General features: G+C 38.1%; 17 protein-coding genes. 12 read left to right on the forward strand and 5 right to left on the reverse strand.

The annotated features are described in order from the left end of the window. The 3 genes from JHD79_RS20580 to JHD79_RS20590 all read left to right on the forward strand — a co-directional run. On the forward strand, positions 1 to 160 hold a 160-nt coding region (locus JHD79_RS20580; protein ID WP_199121242.1), incomplete at its 5' end, for a TraB/GumN family protein. Positions 161 to 196: 36 nt separating this feature from the next. Beyond that, a complete protein-coding gene (locus JHD79_RS20585; RefSeq protein ID WP_199121243.1) occupies positions 197 to 703 on the forward strand; it encodes an RNA polymerase sigma factor in 507 nt (168 codons plus the stop codon). Further along, the gene (locus JHD79_RS20590; protein WP_199121244.1) at positions 693 to 1,298 is read left to right on the forward strand and encodes a hypothetical protein; all 606 of its coding nucleotides are present in this window, start codon (positions 693 to 695) and stop codon (positions 1,296 to 1,298) included. The genes JHD79_RS20585 and JHD79_RS20590 overlap by 11 nt, the downstream gene beginning before the upstream one ends. A gap of 106 nt (positions 1,299 to 1,404) precedes the next feature. Here JHD79_RS20590 and JHD79_RS20595 read toward each other — a convergent pair whose 3' ends face one another. Then, the gene (locus tag JHD79_RS20595) at positions 1,405 to 2,016 is read right to left on the reverse strand and encodes an NUDIX hydrolase (protein WP_199121245.1); all 612 of its coding nucleotides are present in this window, start codon (positions 2,014 to 2,016) and stop codon (positions 1,405 to 1,407) included. Between JHD79_RS20595 and pyrE the strand changes: the two genes are divergently transcribed. Next, the gene (gene pyrE / locus JHD79_RS20600; protein ID WP_199121246.1) at positions 2,015 to 2,674 is read left to right on the forward strand and encodes an orotate phosphoribosyltransferase; all 660 of its coding nucleotides are present in this window, start codon (positions 2,015 to 2,017) and stop codon (positions 2,672 to 2,674) included. The genes JHD79_RS20595 and pyrE overlap by 2 nt on opposite strands. A gap of 15 nt (positions 2,675 to 2,689) precedes the next feature. After that, a complete protein-coding gene (locus JHD79_RS20605) occupies positions 2,690 to 3,088 on the forward strand; it encodes an SRPBCC family protein (RefSeq protein WP_199121247.1) in 399 nt (132 codons plus the stop codon). Positions 3,089 to 3,391: 303 nt separating this feature from the next. On the opposite strand, the gene JHD79_RS20610 is transcribed toward JHD79_RS20605, so the two are convergent. Further along, positions 3,392 to 4,600 carry an MFS transporter gene (locus JHD79_RS20610; protein WP_199121248.1) on the reverse strand — a complete coding sequence of 403 codons (1,209 nt, stop codon included), beginning with the start codon at positions 4,598 to 4,600 and terminating at the stop codon, positions 3,392 to 3,394. 542 nt (positions 4,601 to 5,142) lie between these two features. Here JHD79_RS20610 and clpB point away from each other — a divergent pair. The 3 genes from clpB to JHD79_RS20625 all read left to right on the forward strand — a co-directional run bounded on the left by clpB (position 5,143) and on the right by JHD79_RS20625 (position 9,419). After that, complete coding sequence (clpB, locus tag JHD79_RS20615) at positions 5,143 to 7,743, forward strand: ATP-dependent chaperone ClpB (RefSeq protein ID WP_199121249.1); 2,601 nt, start codon at positions 5,143 to 5,145, stop codon at positions 7,741 to 7,743. A gap of 412 nt (positions 7,744 to 8,155) precedes the next feature. Continuing rightward, positions 8,156 to 8,758 carry an outer membrane beta-barrel protein gene (locus JHD79_RS20620; RefSeq protein ID WP_199121250.1) on the forward strand — a complete coding sequence of 201 codons (603 nt, stop codon included), beginning with the start codon at positions 8,156 to 8,158 and terminating at the stop codon, positions 8,756 to 8,758. 253 nt (positions 8,759 to 9,011) lie between these two features. Then, entirely contained in the window at positions 9,012 to 9,419 is a 408-nt protein-coding gene (locus JHD79_RS20625) for a hypothetical protein (RefSeq protein WP_199121251.1), read from the forward strand. A gap of 207 nt (positions 9,420 to 9,626) precedes the next feature. On the opposite strand, the gene JHD79_RS20630 is transcribed toward JHD79_RS20625, so the two are convergent. Continuing rightward, positions 9,627 to 12,131 carry a DPP IV N-terminal domain-containing protein gene (locus tag JHD79_RS20630; protein ID WP_199121252.1) on the reverse strand — a complete coding sequence of 835 codons (2,505 nt, stop codon included), beginning with the start codon at positions 12,129 to 12,131 and terminating at the stop codon, positions 9,627 to 9,629. Positions 12,132 to 12,386: 255 nt separating this feature from the next. Between JHD79_RS20630 and JHD79_RS20635 the strand changes: the two genes are divergently transcribed. Genes JHD79_RS20635 through JHD79_RS20645 form a run of 3 tightly spaced genes read left to right on the forward strand, consistent with a single transcriptional unit; the run spans position 12,387 to position 15,604 of the window. Next, positions 12,387 to 13,268: a polysaccharide deacetylase family protein gene (locus JHD79_RS20635; RefSeq protein WP_199121253.1), complete on the forward strand. Its 882-nt coding sequence runs from the start codon at positions 12,387 to 12,389 to the stop codon at positions 13,266 to 13,268. 38 nt (positions 13,269 to 13,306) lie between these two features. Then, on the forward strand, positions 13,307 to 14,176 hold the full coding sequence (locus JHD79_RS20640) for a polysaccharide deacetylase family protein (RefSeq protein WP_199121254.1): 870 nt from the start codon (positions 13,307 to 13,309) through the stop codon (positions 14,174 to 14,176). A 60-nt stretch (positions 14,177 to 14,236) separates the two neighbouring features. Next, complete coding sequence (locus JHD79_RS20645) at positions 14,237 to 15,604, forward strand: M1 family aminopeptidase (RefSeq protein WP_199121255.1); 1,368 nt, start codon at positions 14,237 to 14,239, stop codon at positions 15,602 to 15,604. 170 nt (positions 15,605 to 15,774) lie between these two features. On the opposite strand, the gene JHD79_RS20650 is transcribed toward JHD79_RS20645, so the two are convergent. Next, positions 15,775 to 16,218, reverse strand: coding sequence for a 3-oxoacyl-ACP synthase (locus JHD79_RS20650; protein WP_199121256.1), 444 nt, complete (start codon positions 16,216 to 16,218; stop codon positions 15,775 to 15,777). 89 nt (positions 16,219 to 16,307) lie between these two features. Further along, the gene (locus JHD79_RS20655) at positions 16,308 to 16,886 is read right to left on the reverse strand and encodes a nitroreductase (protein WP_199121257.1); all 579 of its coding nucleotides are present in this window, start codon (positions 16,884 to 16,886) and stop codon (positions 16,308 to 16,310) included. A 31-nt stretch (positions 16,887 to 16,917) separates the two neighbouring features. On the opposite strand from JHD79_RS20655, the gene JHD79_RS22865 reads away from it, so the two are divergent. Further along, positions 16,918 to 17,118 (forward strand): hypothetical protein (locus JHD79_RS22865; RefSeq protein ID WP_233164809.1); only part of this gene is annotated, 201 nt, incomplete at its 3' end.

Raw genomic sequence — 17,118 nt, forward strand, 5'->3', positions numbered from 1 at the left:
GCTACTACCCGTTAGAAATCATCTTTGGGCCGATAGGATGCCTAATATTTTAAAGGAAAAGCCAACATTCTTTGCCATAGGATGTGGACATTTGCAGGGCAAAGAAGGAGTTATTGCTTTATTAAAAGCGAAGGGTTATACGGTAACTCCAGTAAAATAATAGCATTATACCAAATATTAACTACATTCTGATAAAATGCCTGAACCAAGCACAGCAAATTTTTTGCAATTGATTAACGAGAACAAAGGCATTATCCATAAAGTAACCAAAATGTATATGGACAAGGTCGAAGATCGGGAAGATCTGTTCCAAGAAATTGTGATGCAATTATGGAAAGCTTACCACACTTTTAAAGGCAGCAGTAAATTTAGCACTTGGATGTACAGGGTAGCTTTAAATACGGCTATTATATTCTTTAAAAAAGAAAACAGAAAGGTAGATAAAACCTCGCTAAATGAGCAGATAGATATTGCAGACTATAATGACAACCAGGAGAAAGAAGAAAAATTAGCTTATCTGTATAGGGCTGTACAAGAACTCAATCCAATAGAAAAAGCATTGATCTTTCTATTCCTGGAAAACCAATCGCACAAAGAAATTTCACATAACCTAGGCATTACAGAAATTAATGCCAGGGTGAAGCTCAACAGAACCAAAGAAAAATTACAACAAATCATTAAAAAGAACGGCTATGAATTTTGATCAATTAAAAGAAGACTGGAACAACAACAATAATAACCATGGCGAAGTATCTGAAGATATGCTAAAAATAAAGGAAGCGCACACGCCCATCGATAAAATTAGAAAGCAAATGAAGCAAGAGTTTTTTGTTCAGCTTTTATCGCTGTTATTACTTGCTTTTACCCCCAAGATATTTGGATTTTCATCGGAACTTAAATCAATATTCATTTTGTTCTATGCCATTTCCTGTGCATTTTGCACCTATTATTTCTTCAAGTTTTATACATTTTATAAGCATTCTTATGATTTGGGTCTGGATAGCAGAAAAAACCTGTTGTGGTTCTATTATGAAATGAAACTGAACATTGAGCTTTATAAGGCCCTAACCTATATTCTTGGCTTTATTGCCCTTTCCTTCTGCACCACTGCACTCTTTATCATAAAAGGTACCTTGCTAAGTGAAATTCTACAAAAATTTTCCATGTTCTATATTGTGATCAATGCCTTTGTTGCCATTTTGGTAATTGGTTTAATTACCGAATTTTGGGCAAGACTGTATTATGGAAAATATGTTAGGCAAATCAAAACCATAATCGACAGCCTTGACGAGGAGTAATTAGCCGTTTTCAGTGGCCAATTCGCAATTATAACAAACAATACAGCAATTTAACAATTTCAACCATATCATCGGACTTCGGACTACCGACCTAGGACCTCTTTGTCTAAATCAGCTTTTCGCTCTTTAAAACATCTATGATTAAAGGATAGGTGTTTTTTATTTTGGCCTTGATTTCCTGTGGAGTCAACCATATAGCTTCTGTAATACCCTCTTCTATCTGTGGTATCAATTTGGGGCTTCCCTTAACATTCATATGGTACCAACTGGTTCTTTTCAACACTACCTTACGTTCTATTTCATAGATATGGTAGGTTCTACATATACGTTCGTTTCGTTTTTCGATTTTTACGCCACACTCTTCCTCTACCTCTCTAACAGCGGCTATTTTTACTTTTTCGCCCTTCTCTACTTTTCCCTTTGGCAAATCCCATTTTTTATTTCTAAAAATAAAGAGGTATTCGCCCTTTGCATTAGCAACCAAGCCACCAGCAGCTTTAATCAGGGTTAATTCACTTTTAATTATCTTAAATAAAGTTGATGGGCTTTTTGAAATCAACAAATAATTCTTTTTAGTGCTATTCTTCAGGTTTTTGTAAAATGTTAGAAAATCAAACCCTTCTAATTCAAGCTGTTGTGTTTTATCTAATTGTTTGGGAAGTTGATCTGCAATAAACAAAGTGTTATCGTTGATATAAATTCTGTATTTTTGTGCCATGTATAATAAAAGTGATATTGAATTAAAGGTAGCTGAATTTTTATTACAAATTAAAGCAATTAAATTACAACCTGCTAATCCATTTACTTGGGCCTCGGGTTGGAAATCTCCTATTTACTGTGATAACCGTATAACTTTATCGCATCCCTCAGTAAGAACTTATATTCGTCAGAAACTGGCCCAATTGATCCAAGAAGAATATGGCGCTGTTGATGTAATTGCCGGAGTAGCTACAGCTGGTATTCCACAAGGTGTATTGGTAGCACAAGAACTGGGTTTACCCTTTATCTATGTAAGATCTAAGGCAAAAGAACATGGTACAGGTAGCTTAATTGAAGGCGAAATTGTAGAAGGCCAACGTGTAGTTGTTATAGAAGACCTTATTTCTACCGGTAAAAGCAGTTTACAGGCGGTAGAGGCATTACGTAATGCAGGTTTATCTGTGGCTGGTCTAGTGGCCATTTTCACCTACGGTTTTCAACAGGCTGATGATAATTTTGCAGCAGCCAAATGCCGTTATTCTACACTTTCCAATTACAAAGCGCTTATAGAATATGCTGCAGAGCATAGCTTTATTGCCAAATCGGATATAGATTTTTTAAACAAATGGCGTGAAACCCCATCAGAATGGGGAAGAAATGAAACTATAGAATCCTAATATAAATTTAAAGAAATGACCCTCATCGAAAGTAGCGCCAACATTAACCTTCCTATTGAAAAGGTTTACCAGTTTCTTGCTGATCTGAATAATCATCAACAATTGATGCCCGATAATATATATAACTGGTCATCAACAGCGGATCAAGCCAGTTTTACCATACAAAACATGGCTAAATTGACCATTCATATATCAGAGCGAGTAGAAAACGAGAAACTTATAGCTATTCCTACAGAGAAGCCTCCTTTTGATCTATCTCTTCAATGGAGCGTAAAAGATAATGGTGATGGTACAACCATGGCAACGCATCTTATTTCTGCAGATTTAAATATGATGATGAAAATGATTGCTGCTGGCCCGCTACAAAAATTAGCAGATTACCAGACAAAAAGACTTAAGGAAATATTAGGTTAATACCTTATAACAACTTAAAATACAAAGGGCAATTCTCATCGATTTGCTCTTTTTTTATGCCTTTTCATCGTTACTTTTAAAAAAATATACCACAAAAAGAAAAACCAAAATGAATAATGTAAAAACAGCATTTAGTAAACCAATTATATTCTTCATGTACTAAAGACTTTCTTTTTAGAAATTGGTTTAGAAGGTCTTTTATTTTTTTTGATTTTATTTTTAAGACCAAACCTTCCCTATAAATGCCACCACTTCAGCACTTAAATTGTCCTCTAAAAATACCCCCTATCAGATCATCTTTTTTCATTGATGTAGCTTCATTCTATTCATCAAAAAGTAAAAGCCCATTGCGGTTAAAAACATAAGCACTCCTGTTCCAACCCATAAGCTGTCAAACCCATAAACCGCTGCTATCTTCGTCCCTAGAAATGGGGCAAAAATAAGTCCAGCAGATAGTGATAGTGAGTTCAGCCCCATATATGCTCCCCTATTTTTGGTATTAGCGCGCTGCAAAGTTACCGTAGCCATAAATGGCATGGCCAATATTTCGGCAATGCACAACATAAACATAGAAACGTACAACAGCCACACTCCTTTTGTGACCAGTAAGGAGATGAAAGCAATACCACAAAATACAATACCCAATATAATGGCATTTGCCGCAGTAGTCCTTCGTTCCGCAATGTGAACAACCAGCATCTCCAAAGTAAATACCACTACGCCACTATAGGCCAGAATAATCCCTATACTTTTTTCGCTAAGTTCATACACCTGACGATAATACAATGGCAGCGTGCTTAACAACTGAAAAAAACAGATTGCAAACAGGATACTTAAAAAGGTAAAGACCAAAAATGGTACATCTTTATATGGAGATTGATAAGGAAGTTCTTCAGACGGGCTGGTTTTCTGATCGGCCACACTTCCCTTCTTATTTCTAAAATAGAAAAAAAAGATAATGGCAGAAAGAAAAGCGGCAAAGGCATTTCCGTAGAAAAGCAAATTATAGGAAACAGCCGCTAACAGTCCTCCCAAAGCTGGCCCTATGGAAAATCCTAAATTTAAAGCCATTCTATTTAACGTAAAGCTTCTCACCAAGTTTTCGGGCTTGGAATAATAAGCTATGGAAACTGAATTGGCCGGCCTTAAAATATCGCTAACCATGCTCAAAGATAAAATACCGATGGCCAGAGAAAATGGCGTAGTAAGTTTCGGCAATAACATGAATAATGGCACAACACCAGTCAAACTGAACAACTGCACCTTAAAATGTCCAAATTTATCAGTTAGCCAACCTCCAAGTGAAGAACCAATTACAGCGCCTATACCAAAAAAACTAAGCAATAGCCCTGTATTTTCCAAAGAAAATCCCAGGTGCTTGACCATATATACGCCCAAAAAAGGAACCACCATGGCACCACTTCTATTGACCAACATGACCAATGCCAACATCCATGCTGGTGTTGACAAGCCTTTATAGGCTTCTAAGTAGAGTTTGATATAGGCTTTCATTTATAAATGGGCATAAAGCTGCAAATATACGGTAATCCGGGTTCTGCTGCCTTCCATTTTACCAGATATATTATTCTTATGAGTACAATTATTAATTGTCGTAGTTGCACTATTATAAGATCCACTTTGCTTACAAAAAGTGTTGGCAGAAATGCCAGCATATTGCTTATTGATCTTGATGCCTCTATACTATCCCTTAGGCACTGAATTACCCTAAACCTATATTTCTATTGTATAAGCCAACAATTTGAATCTCCCTTAAAAAGCCCAATGCCCTTAGCACCAGAAAAACTGCCCTTAGCTAATTGTATAGCCCCTGCAAATTAAACCCGATGGAAATGGCATACCCGAAGCATGAGGGATAAAATGGACAGCGGGACTGTTATGGCCTAGAAGCACGTTATACATTTCCAAAAAAGACAAAATTTCAGCACAACACACTATATAACAGACAATTATTCATTTAAAAATAATTTTACACGACAAAATTTCCGATTTGCACAACCAATTGGCCGTGGCATTTGTTTTGTCTTAAAAGGAATATGAACTTCAACAATTTTACCATCAAAGCCCAAGAGGCTGTTCAAAAAGCCTCTGAAATTGCACAAGGCAATCAACAACAGGCCATTGAGCCTGCGCACCTTTTAAAAGGGCTGCTTACTGTTGATGAAAATGTGATTTCTTATGTATTAAAAAAACTAAATGTTAACCTCAATACGCTTAACCTAAAGCTGGATGAGGATATTGCTAAATTTCCAAAAGTTAGTGGCAGCAATATCTATCTTTCTTCGAATGCCAATTCTTCGTTACAGAAGGCGCAAACTTTCTTGAAAGAGTTTAAAGATGAATTTGTATCGGTAGAGCATATCTTGTTAGGCATACTTGCCGTAAACGACAATACCTCGAAATTGCTAAAGGACCAGGGCGTAAACGAGAAGGACCTTAAAAAGGCCATTATTTCACTTCGTGGAGACAATAGGGTAACTGATCAGAATGCAGAAGCCACCTATCAGGCCCTGAGTAAATATGCACGCAACCTGAATGAGTATGCCGAAAGTGGAAAACTAGATCCGGTAATTGGCCGTGATGAAGAGATTAGGCGTGTGATACAAATCTTATCGCGCAGGACAAAGAACAACCCTATTTTAATTGGAGAGCCCGGCGTGGGTAAAACGGCCATTGCTGAGGGTATTGCCTTTAGGATCATTAAGGGTGATGTGCCTGAAAATCTAAAATCTAAAGTGGTCTATTCGTTAGATATGGGTGCTTTAATTGCCGGCGCCAAATATAAAGGGGAATTTGAAGAGCGTTTAAAGGCCGTAGTAAAAGAGGTAACCCAGAGCGACGGGGAGATCATTCTTTTTATTGATGAGATTCATACTTTGGTAGGTGCCGGTGCTGGTGAAGGTGCCATGGATGCCGCAAATATCCTAAAACCTGCCCTAGCCCGCGGCGAATTGAGAGCGATAGGTGCAACCACCTTAGATGAGTACCAAAAATATTTAGAAAAGGATAAAGCTTTAGAGCGCCGTTTTCAAAAAGTAATGGTCAATGAACCAGATACCCAGGATGCCATCTCTATTTTGCGTGGCCTGAAAGAACGGTACGAAACGCACCATAAAGTAAGGATCAAGGATGAGGCCATTATTGCTGCCGTTGAAATGAGCCAACGCTATATTTCTGATCGTTATTTACCAGACAAGGCCATTGATTTGATGGACGAAGCTGCCTCTAAACTGCGTTTGGAGATGGATAGCGTACCTGAAAATGTGGATGCCCTAGATCGCGAGATTATGCGAATGGAAATTGAGAGAGAAGCGATAAAACGTGAAAAAGACGATAAAAAAGTTAAGGAGCTGAGCGAAATCATAGCTAATCTGTCTGCCGAACGTGATGAACTTAAAGCCAAATGGCAGGGAGAAAAAGACTTGGTAGAGCACATTAACAACGAGATTGAGCAGATAGAGCAGTTTAAGCTAGAAGCCGACCAGGCGGAACGTGCTGGAGATTATGGAAAGGTGGCCGAAATACGTTACGGAAAGATTAAAGAAGCACAGGATAAGGTTGAAAAACTAAAAGCCGATCTGGAAAGCAGGCAAGGTGAAAGCCGTATGCTGAAGGAAGAGGTAACTGCCGATGATATTGCAGGTGTGGTGGGTCGTTGGACAGGTATTCCGGTTACAAAACTGATTGCCAGTGAAAGAGAAAAGCTATTGCATTTGGAAGATGAGCTTCACAAACGTGTTGCAGGACAGGATGAAGCAATTGAAGCCATTTCTGATGCCATAAGACGCTCGCGTGCAGGGCTGCAAGATAAACGCAAACCTATTGGTTCCTTCATTTTCTTAGGTACAACAGGCGTAGGTAAAACGGAATTGGCCAAAGCCTTGGCAGAATTCTTATTTAATGACGAAAATGCCATGACGAGAATTGACATGAGCGAATATCAAGAACGTCATGCCGTTTCTAGGTTAATTGGAGCGCCTCCGGGCTATGTAGGTTATGATGAAGGCGGGCAATTGACCGAAGCAGTACGTAGAAAACCTTATTCGGTAGTGCTGCTCGATGAGATCGAAAAAGCACATCCGGATGTATTCAATATCTTATTGCAGGTGCTAGATGATGGCCGCTTAACCGACAATAAAGGACGGGTAGTAAATTTTAAGAACACAATCATTATCATGACTTCGAACATTGGTGCTCATCTTATCCAAGAAAACTTTAAGGATTTTGATGAAACCAACCAAGATGAAGTATTGGCCAAAACCAAAAATGAACTGTTTGAACTATTGAAACAGACCATTAGACCAGAGTTCTTAAACCGTATTGATGAGCTGATCATGTTCACTCCGTTAAACCGTAAAGAAATACGCGATATTGTGAACCTTCAGTTTAAACAAGTACAGAACACCTTGGCTGAAATGGGCATTAGCCTACAGGCTTCAGATGAGGCCCTAGATTGGTTGGCCCAATTAGGCTACGATCCTCAGTTTGGTGCCCGTCCATTAAAGCGTGTGATACAGAAACGTATCTTGAACGAGCTTTCTAAGGAGATTTTGGCAGGAAAAGTAGACAAAGACAGTAAGATCAAATTGGATATGTTCGACCACAAATTTGTATTCTTGAACGAAAATGCCTTATAATATAATCAGGAAAAAGCGGCCGCATTAATTTGTGGCCGCTTTTTTTTGCCTGTTTGTTTCGTTACAAAAGCAATTCTATACTTGTATATTTTTTATCAAGGACGTTGTATAAACATTTATATGATCTATCGACCTGCTCATTTTTAACCTACCCTACACTGCCAAAAAATGCCAAATCGGCAAATCAAACTCCCTACTATATCATCTTATTGTCAAGGAAAAAACGTGCTTTGTCATTCTATTATAATTAAACATTTTTCATAAAAAGCTATCTCATTAGGTGCTAATATTTTACTCGAAAACATTCTTTTTGGCATGTATGACAAATTTTCAAGAGGTATGACATTTGTATTTATTGCTACAAATGGTCTGTAAAAAGTTTACAAACCGCTATAATTTAACACATATAAAAATGAAAAAAGTTCTATTATCGTTAGTTGCTGTTGCAGCATTAACATTTGGTGCTAAAGCACAAACCGAAAAAGGAAAAATTATTTTAGGCGGTAATGTGGGTATCTCTTCTAGCAAAACAGATGGTGCCCCTAAATCTGATTTTAGTTTTAGCGTGGTTCCTAATGTTGGTTATTTTGTAGGCAACAATATTGCTATTGGTACTGGTGTAGGTTATACCTACGACAAATCGGTAAGTACCCACGAGCAAAATGAAGCTTTTGTGGTTGCACCTTTTGGACGTTACTATGTAAACCTATCGGATCAGTTTAAGTTTTTTGGTCATTTAGCTGTACCTATGGCTTTCGGTACCGAAAAAATTGTAAATACCAATGGCGATACAGGTGCCAAAGTAGCGAGCACTACCTTAATTGGTGTTAACCTTGCTCCAGGTTTTGCCTTTTTCCCTACCAAAAAAGTAGGTATTGAATTTTCTGTAAATGGCTTAAGTTATGCAAACTATACTGCTAAGGCTGAAGCTACAGGTATTAAAACCAAAACTAATGGCTTTGGTTTAAGTGCTGATACTTTTGCTCCAAAATTAGGTGTACAGTTCCACTTTTAATTATTGCTAAACTTAGCAAAAGGCCGCTACTTTAATTAAAGTAGCGGCCTTTTTATGTGATGGCTAGCGGTTTGATTCATCAAAAGGAGTAAAAAGCTGGTATAAACCATACTAAAATACCTATTAATCAGTATCAATAACTTAAAACATTGATAAAAACACCTCCCTTAAGATTATGTCCTAAGGCATTTTTATTTCATAATTACATTTGCCTATAGGGCACTACCTTATTTTTTACTTTTAAAGTCAAATCATGAAAATTAAGCTCCTACTTCCCTTGCTCGTTATTTTGGCATTTGCACTGATGTCTACGGGAAACCCTAAAACTAACAAAGGCCAAAACCAATGCAGGTACTATGCCTATATTTTATATGGGGATGCTTCCTTAACAAACAACATCAAAGTAAAGGAAAAAGTATATCAGGAAAGTAGTATAAGAAAAGCTAAGGAGGGCTACAAAGTTTGTTGTAATGATTATTGCTCTTACAAATGTGCTGGTTTTTCCGTTATAAATATTGGCCCTTATGAAAGCGAAGCCATTTGTTATCAGGAATTACAAAAACAGATCAATAAAGTTGAAAATTTAGGTTATCAACCTTACGAAAGATATAAACATATGTTAATTTCTGTATTAGAATTCAACTATAAAAAATGTGATTGATAGTTGGTTTTACTCGTCTAATAAAGTAAAATTTCAAGCTGTACTCTTAAAATCAAGTCATTAAATGTGGTGCTAACCTAAAACCAAATATCCAAAAAGTCTGTTTTTCATCATCCCAAATTTGATTGGGAATTTACCTTGTAGAAAATCGATATTCCCATTTTCAAGAAATGATAACCAGACTTTTTGGACATGTTCTTTGTTCGGTTAATTTTTTCGTTCGATTTCCCGGTCCATTTCGGTCATATTAATTTCGTTAGATTGGGAGAAATCGCCCAATAGATAGTTGTTAAAATAATCTGCCAAGCGCCAGAACATATATTCGGTCATGTCGCCAAAAGCATGCCGTTGGCCTGGAACGATAATAAAATCGAAGCGTTTACCTGCCTTGATCAGTGCATTGGCTACCCTGATACTATTGGCCGGGTGTACATTGTTGTCTATATCGCCATGCATCAATAGCAAATGGCCTTTTAGGTTTTTGGCCAGGTCTGGATTTTTATCTATCGAATATTTAAATGTAGTATCTCCCTTTAAGGAAACCACCTCTTTTACGCCATGATGTTTTTCGCTCCACCAACGGTTATAAATACTGTTATCATGGTTTCCAGCAGCTGAAACAGCCACCTTAAAGAAATCTGGATAAACCAACATTGCCGCAGTAGACATAAATCCACCTCCAGAGTGACCGGTAATACCTACCCTATTGGCATCAATATAGCTGTATCGATCTGCCAATTGCTCAACGGCTGCTTTTTTATCGGCCAAGCCATAATCGCGTAGGTTGCCATAGCCATAGGTATGGTACCATTTAGAGCGTGCCGGATGGCCACCTCTATTGCCTACCGTAACTACAATATAGCCCAATTGTGCCAAACGGTCTACCCGATCCATACTCCTACCAAAAGATTTGTTTACCGCCTCTGTTTGCGGGCCTGGATATACATATTCAATAACTGGATATTTCTTGGCAGGATCAAAATTAAATGGTTTGTACATTACCCCATACAGATCGGTTACCCCATCGTCGGCCTTTACCTTGAAAGGTTCAGGAAACTTGTAACCTGCGGTCATTAATAAGGATAGATCCGCAGTTTCCAGATCCATGATCTTGTTTCCATTATTGTCATACAAGATCGTTTTCGGAACCGTATTTACCCTAGAAAAGTTATCTATAAAAAACCTGCCCCCATCATTCATGCTAATAGCATGATCAAAATCGCCAGCATTAAGGAGCTTTAAGCCAGAACCATCGAAATTAATACGGTACAAATGATAATAGTATGGATCTTCTTTGGCTTCGCGTCCATTGGCCGTGAAATAGAGCACCCTATTTTTCTCATCGATATTCACCAAGTCTTCGCAATGAAAAGCACCTTTAGTAATCTGATTCTTTAATTTTCCATTTTCATCAAACAAATAGAAATGTCCCCAACCATCGCGCTCACTCCAATGGATTAACTCTTTGCCTCCATTAACCAAACCTGGTCTTTGTACTTCCACATAGGTATTGAAGCGCTCGTCAATTAAGGCTTTAACCTTACCACTGGCTACATCAACTTGACAAATATCTACTCTTTTCAGATCTCTACTGGTTCTGCCCATGTAGAATTTAGCATTGTCTCCCAACCAAATCGCAGGACGAAATTCGTTATCCCTATCTGCATTAAGAGCTGGCTTGCTGTATACATTTAGACTTTGATCCTTAAATGCAGACCCATTAAGCTTCTGGGAAGTTTTAGCAGAAAAATTGAATAGCCAAATTTCATCTATTGGGGCTTCTGCTTCCCCAGGCATCTGATATTTATAAGTTTCTAAAGTGGGCCTACCTGTGCTCACGCTATTGATCACCCATAGATCTTTTACTTTACGGCTATCCGATCGTTGTAGAATAAAATACTTAGAATCTGGAGACCACAGTACAAACGCTCTTCTACGTTTTTTATCATTCTTAATGATTTCTTCATTATTTTCTCGATCACCATCGCTACCATAAGCATAATATTTTACGCCATCTTTGGTCAATTGGTGCTCTACAATGGTACTGTCTTCTTCGTTTTTAATGGCTTTTTGATAATTCGCCTTATCCATCCAAAACAAATTGTAGTTTTTGGTGAAAATAATGGCCGAAGAATCTGGCGCTACAGCTCCCCAATTAGGTTTTGGCTTGGCCCTTTTAAAATCTTTAACTTCAGTGAGCTTGGCATTTGCCAATTCATATTGAAATTTGAAAATTTTCTTCTGCATAGAATCGGCAGCCTTTTTGTCTTTTCTGTCTGGCTTCACCTCATCTATAGTGCTTTTGATTTCAAAAGTGATACTTTTTTCATCATCTGCGAATTTCATGTTTTCTATCGGCAGGTTTTGTCCATCAAATGGGTCACGAATAATCAATGTAATTTCTGCCGCAAGTTTGACAGGGTCAAACAGTGTTTTCTTATTTCTTAGTGCGGGGTCTACAACGTACCAATTCTTTCCGTTAGGTGTTTCAAACTGGTACCAAAAACGATTACTCAATTTAAGCCAATGCGGGTCAACCGAAGTGGAATAAATCATTTTACGCAATTTACTGGGGGAAAATCTGGCGGCCAATTGATAGTTTGCTTTTTCTGGCCCGGGCAGGGTTTCGGTAACCGTTACCGTTTTGGTTTGTGCATAGGTTTCTATACCTAAACCAATAGCCATAAGGAATAAAAAGTAGAGTTTCTTCATTAGTTAATAAGGTATTTGTTAAGGTTGCTAAATTATTCAAAATGTATAGTTAAGCATTATTTTTCTTGTAATAAATTAGCTAGATGAGCTATGCAACAACAGGATACAATTAAGTTATCAACACTATAACTTAATATGATAAAAATGACGAGGCTAATTTTTAGCTTTGCATGAAAGTATTGTATGAATTTATAGTGTTATAATCCATCGCTATAGCGCTAACATTATAACACAGATCACTTAATTATAGGCTTAATGAAAAAGTTTTTTTTATCTATTGTTACCGCCAGTGCCATTTTTGCCATAGGCTGCCAGTCGAAATCACAATCGACCAAAGATACCACTACCGATAGTACCGGTAGCAAGGCCCCTATTGTACAGGCAGAAACCAGTACACCTATAGATACCAAAAACATTAAGGTAGCAGATGCCAAAACTATTTTAGATCGTCCACAAGTTCCCATCTTATGTTACCATCAGGTACGTAATTGGAAACCGACCGACGGAAAAGTGGGCAAGGATTATATTGTGGAAATTGAAAATTTTAAAAATCACATAAAAATGTTGGTAGACAGTGGCTATCATACCATCTTGCCAGATCAGCTTTATGCCTATCTGAATGAAGGAAAACCACTTCCAAAAAAGCCAATCATGCTAACTTTCGATGACACAGACTTGGATCAATATACCATCGTGAATCCATTATTAAAAAAATATGGCTACAAAGCGGTATATTTCATCATGACAGTTTCCATTGGTAAGAAAGGCAAGTTTGTAGATTATATGAGCAGCGATCAGATCAAACAACTTTCTGACGAAGGCAATGTAATTGGCAGCCATACCTATGACCACAAGAATTTTAAGAAATATGAAGGAAAAGATTGGGAAGAGCAATTAGATAAACCGACCAAGAGGTTAGAAGAGATCACCGGTAAAAAAATTGAATATTTTGCCTATCCATTTGGCTTATGGAATTCACAAGGTATTCCAGAATTGAAAAAGCGTGGATTTAAGATGGCTTTTGCACTTGCCGACAAACGCGATCCTAATGAGCCTCTATATACCGTCCGACGTATTATAGCCAGTGGCTACTGGAGCCCAAAAACATTACACAACAGCATTGTGAAGAGTTTTTAAATAGCGCTTTTGGTCCATCTTTCTTATTTTCAATTCCTATGATGAAATCAATGGGCATTTGGGTGTGGGCAAATTATGTATTTGGTCTAATGGCTTGTACTACTTCTACTCCCAAAAGTACCTTTCTAGCACAAAAAGTTAGTTCAGATAGCGCAACTACTGAACTAAGCATAGATACCCCCGTCCTTACACCTGCAGATGCCAAAACCATTTTAGCTAAAAAGGAAGTTCCTGTATTATGCTATCACCAAATAAGAGAATGGTTGCCCAGTGATGGAAAAAGGGCCAAAGATGACATTATTTCTCCTACCAAGTTTAACGAACACATCAAACTTTTGGCAGATAGTGGCTATCAGTCCATTTTACCAGATCAATTATATGATTATCTGGTCTATGGAAAGTCCTTACCTCCAAAGCCTATTATGTTTACTTTTGATGATACTGATCTCGATCAATTTACCGTTGCCTATCCTACCTTAAAAAAATATGGGTTTAAAGGGGTTTATTTTATCATGACGGTGGCCATTGGCAAGAAAGGCAGAATTGCCTATATGAATGCCGCACAGCTCAAACAATTAGCCGACGAAGGCAATGTAATTGCCAGCCATACTTACGATCATAAAAATTTTTCGAAATTTACCGAAGAAGATTGGACCACGCAAATAGATGAACCAACCAGAAAGCTAGAAAGGATTACAGGTAAAAAGATAACTTATTTTGCCTATCCTTACGGTGTTTACAAGGCAGCTCTTTTACCTAAATTGAAAGAGCATGGTTTTAAAGCCGCCTTTATCCTATCTACCAAACGAGATGAGGATTATCCACTATACACCATCAGAAGGATTATAGATCCAGGGCATTACACAGCCAAAAATCTACTACACAGCATTAAAAAGAGCTTTAAATAGAATCTGGTTTTGATTTTTGTATTGGTTTTTTCTTAGCTTAGCCCCTTCAAAATCATCTTTATGCAGATAAAACCCTTATTTTTTGCTTTATTAACCTTTTTTACACTTCACTTAAAAGCCCAAACCCCACACTTAAAGGGAAAAGTTGAGATTATCATGTCAACTGGGCAAATTACCGCAGATTTCACCCTATCCAACCTACCTAATTTAGGCAAGGATTATCAAATCTTATTAAACAAGGGCTTCAATATTAAGGCCATAAAGGATTCTACGCAACAATCGCTTAAATATACCGGCTATTATAATGGTAAAATGCGTGGGGAAGGTATTGTTTACATCCCACAGGATAAAAATGATGTGCTGGTTAATCCTAGGCACTTGAACATCAGCTATACAGGTGCATTTCCTATTTACAACGGAGATTATAATTTTACCGATTTTAAGGGATTAATCGCCTTCAATGGCCAAACTTTAAGAGCTGCTGAGCAATCTAAATGGTATCCCATTATTTATGATGTAAAAAATGACCAATTGATAGAGCAGGTTACTTTTGATATTACTGTAAGCTGTAAAGAAGCAAGTCAGATCTTTGTAAATGGCGACATGCCCAAACCAGGCCCTATAGCCCAATTCACTTCTACCGTAGCCATTGCGCCACTATTATTTGTGGGAAATTATCCAATACAAAAAACCAACAATGCTCTTTTTCTCAATACAAATATGAACTCCGGACAATTGGCCATATTTGAAGCCAACATTTCAGAAATCAAACAATATTTCAATAAGGTTTTAGGCATTCCATATACCACTAAAAATGTATTTATTGAGCATACCGCTATAGAAAAATTCAACAAAGGCAGAATTTGGGGCTTTGCTTCTTATCCTACCATTGCACTTGCAGGCAGTAATCTAGGTGAAACCATAGATGAGGTCAATAAAAAGTTTAAGGATTCCACCGATTATCCTTTCTATGCCCATGAAATAGCACATTATTACTTTGGCAATGTTCTTCAACCGAATTCTACCCTATTCTGGTTTCTTTTGGAATCAACTGCAGAATATTTATCTATAAAGGCCAGCGAAACCAAATTCGGACAAAGCTATAGTAGCAACTATTACAAAAATGCAGTCAGTAACCTAAAGGAGTTTAAGGTGGTTCCTTTAAATAAAGTTACCGAGATAAATCAAATCAATGGCACTTACCGATATAGTTATGGGCCTTTATTATTAAGAGGGCTGGAGCAAACCGTTGGAGAGAAAAAAACATTTGCTTTTTTAAAGCAATGTCTGCATACCAAAGGGCAAGCTACAAATTATGATTTCCTGAAAGAACAGGCCTTAAAATCTGGAATTGACCAAAAAGAATGGGATAATTTTGAGAAAACTTTTGTTGAAAGTGAGAATGTAACTTCGCTTATCAAATACTAGCTATGGCCGATAAAAAGCCAGGCTCTTTAGCTCTTTTTATTAGGATATCTATCGAGCCTACCACAGGTAGGTAAATTTGGAATGACAATATAGGAAAGAGAACTGGTTAATATTAACTGGCCGTAACACTGTTCTCATTCCATCATTTCAATGGCACAGCAATGAGAAATCTAACTAATCTCTTTAATCAAATAAGTTTTCCCATTAAAGGTTAATTGATCATTCACCTTTTTCCCAAGAAGTAACTTACCTATTGGGGAAGCGGCGGAAATGGCAAAATAAATTTCATTTCCTACCTGAAGTTGCCCTGCACTAATCGACAGGTAGAAATTACCCTGATCGGTAAGGACCAAGCTACCGCTTCTTACATTAGGGCTTGAAGGTACATCTTTTAAATTAACTAGGTTATTTTCCTGCTGTTTGGCATCTAACAATAATTGCTTGTTTCTGTTGATATCTTGTTGGGCCATTTCCCTACCCGTTTCAAACTTATCGCCAGCACTGCTTTTGGTATCATCATTGCTTGCTTCTTGAGCCTGTTTCAATGCTTCTTGGGCTGTATTTATTCTACTGGTTATAAAATCCAAGCAAAGCTGGTATAGGAGCTGTTTCATTTTTTCGCAATTTTAAAGGTAGGAAAGTTGAAAGGATGGGCATTAAATCCTAAGGACTATGGTGTCCCGATTTTAGACAAAATTATAAGTTATCCCTCTAGCCATTTCACCTTATCTGCCATAGGCGTACGGTTTGCCTGTCTTGGTTCGGCATTGTGGTAGCCCATATAAAATAGCCCATAGCACTTTTCATTCTCAGCTAGCCCTAGAAAGGCACCTAAATGGTCGATTAATGGTGGCGAACTCCAATAAGCCCCTACATTTAACGCTTCGGCAGTCAAGGCCATATTTTGTACGGCACAACCCACTGCAGCAATTTCTTCCCAATTCGGCACCTTATCTTCATGAAATTGAATATTGATGGCTAAAATACAATCGGCCTGGCTTGTTTTTTGACCAAAGCTATCATATTTCTTTTGCAGAAATTTATTGGAAGGAACAATACTTTGATAGATTTTACCAAGCTCTTCGCCCAATTTCGCCTTTGCCCCTTTTCTAATGACCGTAAACCGCCAAGGTTGGGTAAGTTTATGGGTTGGCGCATAATTGGCACTTTCTAAAATCTGCTCAATAATAGGGATAGGAATTTCTTTTTGTATATAATCTTCTGGAAAAACACTTCTTCTGTTCCTGATGATCTGTGATAGGATTTCTGCATTTGTACTCATATAGCAAAAGTAGAAGATTTAAAGCACTTGAATGTTGGAAAGTCTGTCTCTTATACACATCTCCGAGCCCACGAGACCTGCGTTACCATCTCGTATGCCGTCGTGTGCGTGTAAAAGGGGGGGGGGGGGGGGGGGGGGGGGGGGGGGGGGGGGGGGGGGGGGGGGGGGGGGGGGGGGGGGGGGGGGGGGGGGGGGGGGGGGGGGGGGGGGGGGGGGGGGGGGGGGGGGGGGG

The organism is Pedobacter sp. ASV28, from assembly GCF_016428855.1.
GTDB lineage: Bacteria > Bacteroidota > Bacteroidia > Sphingobacteriales > Sphingobacteriaceae > Pedobacter.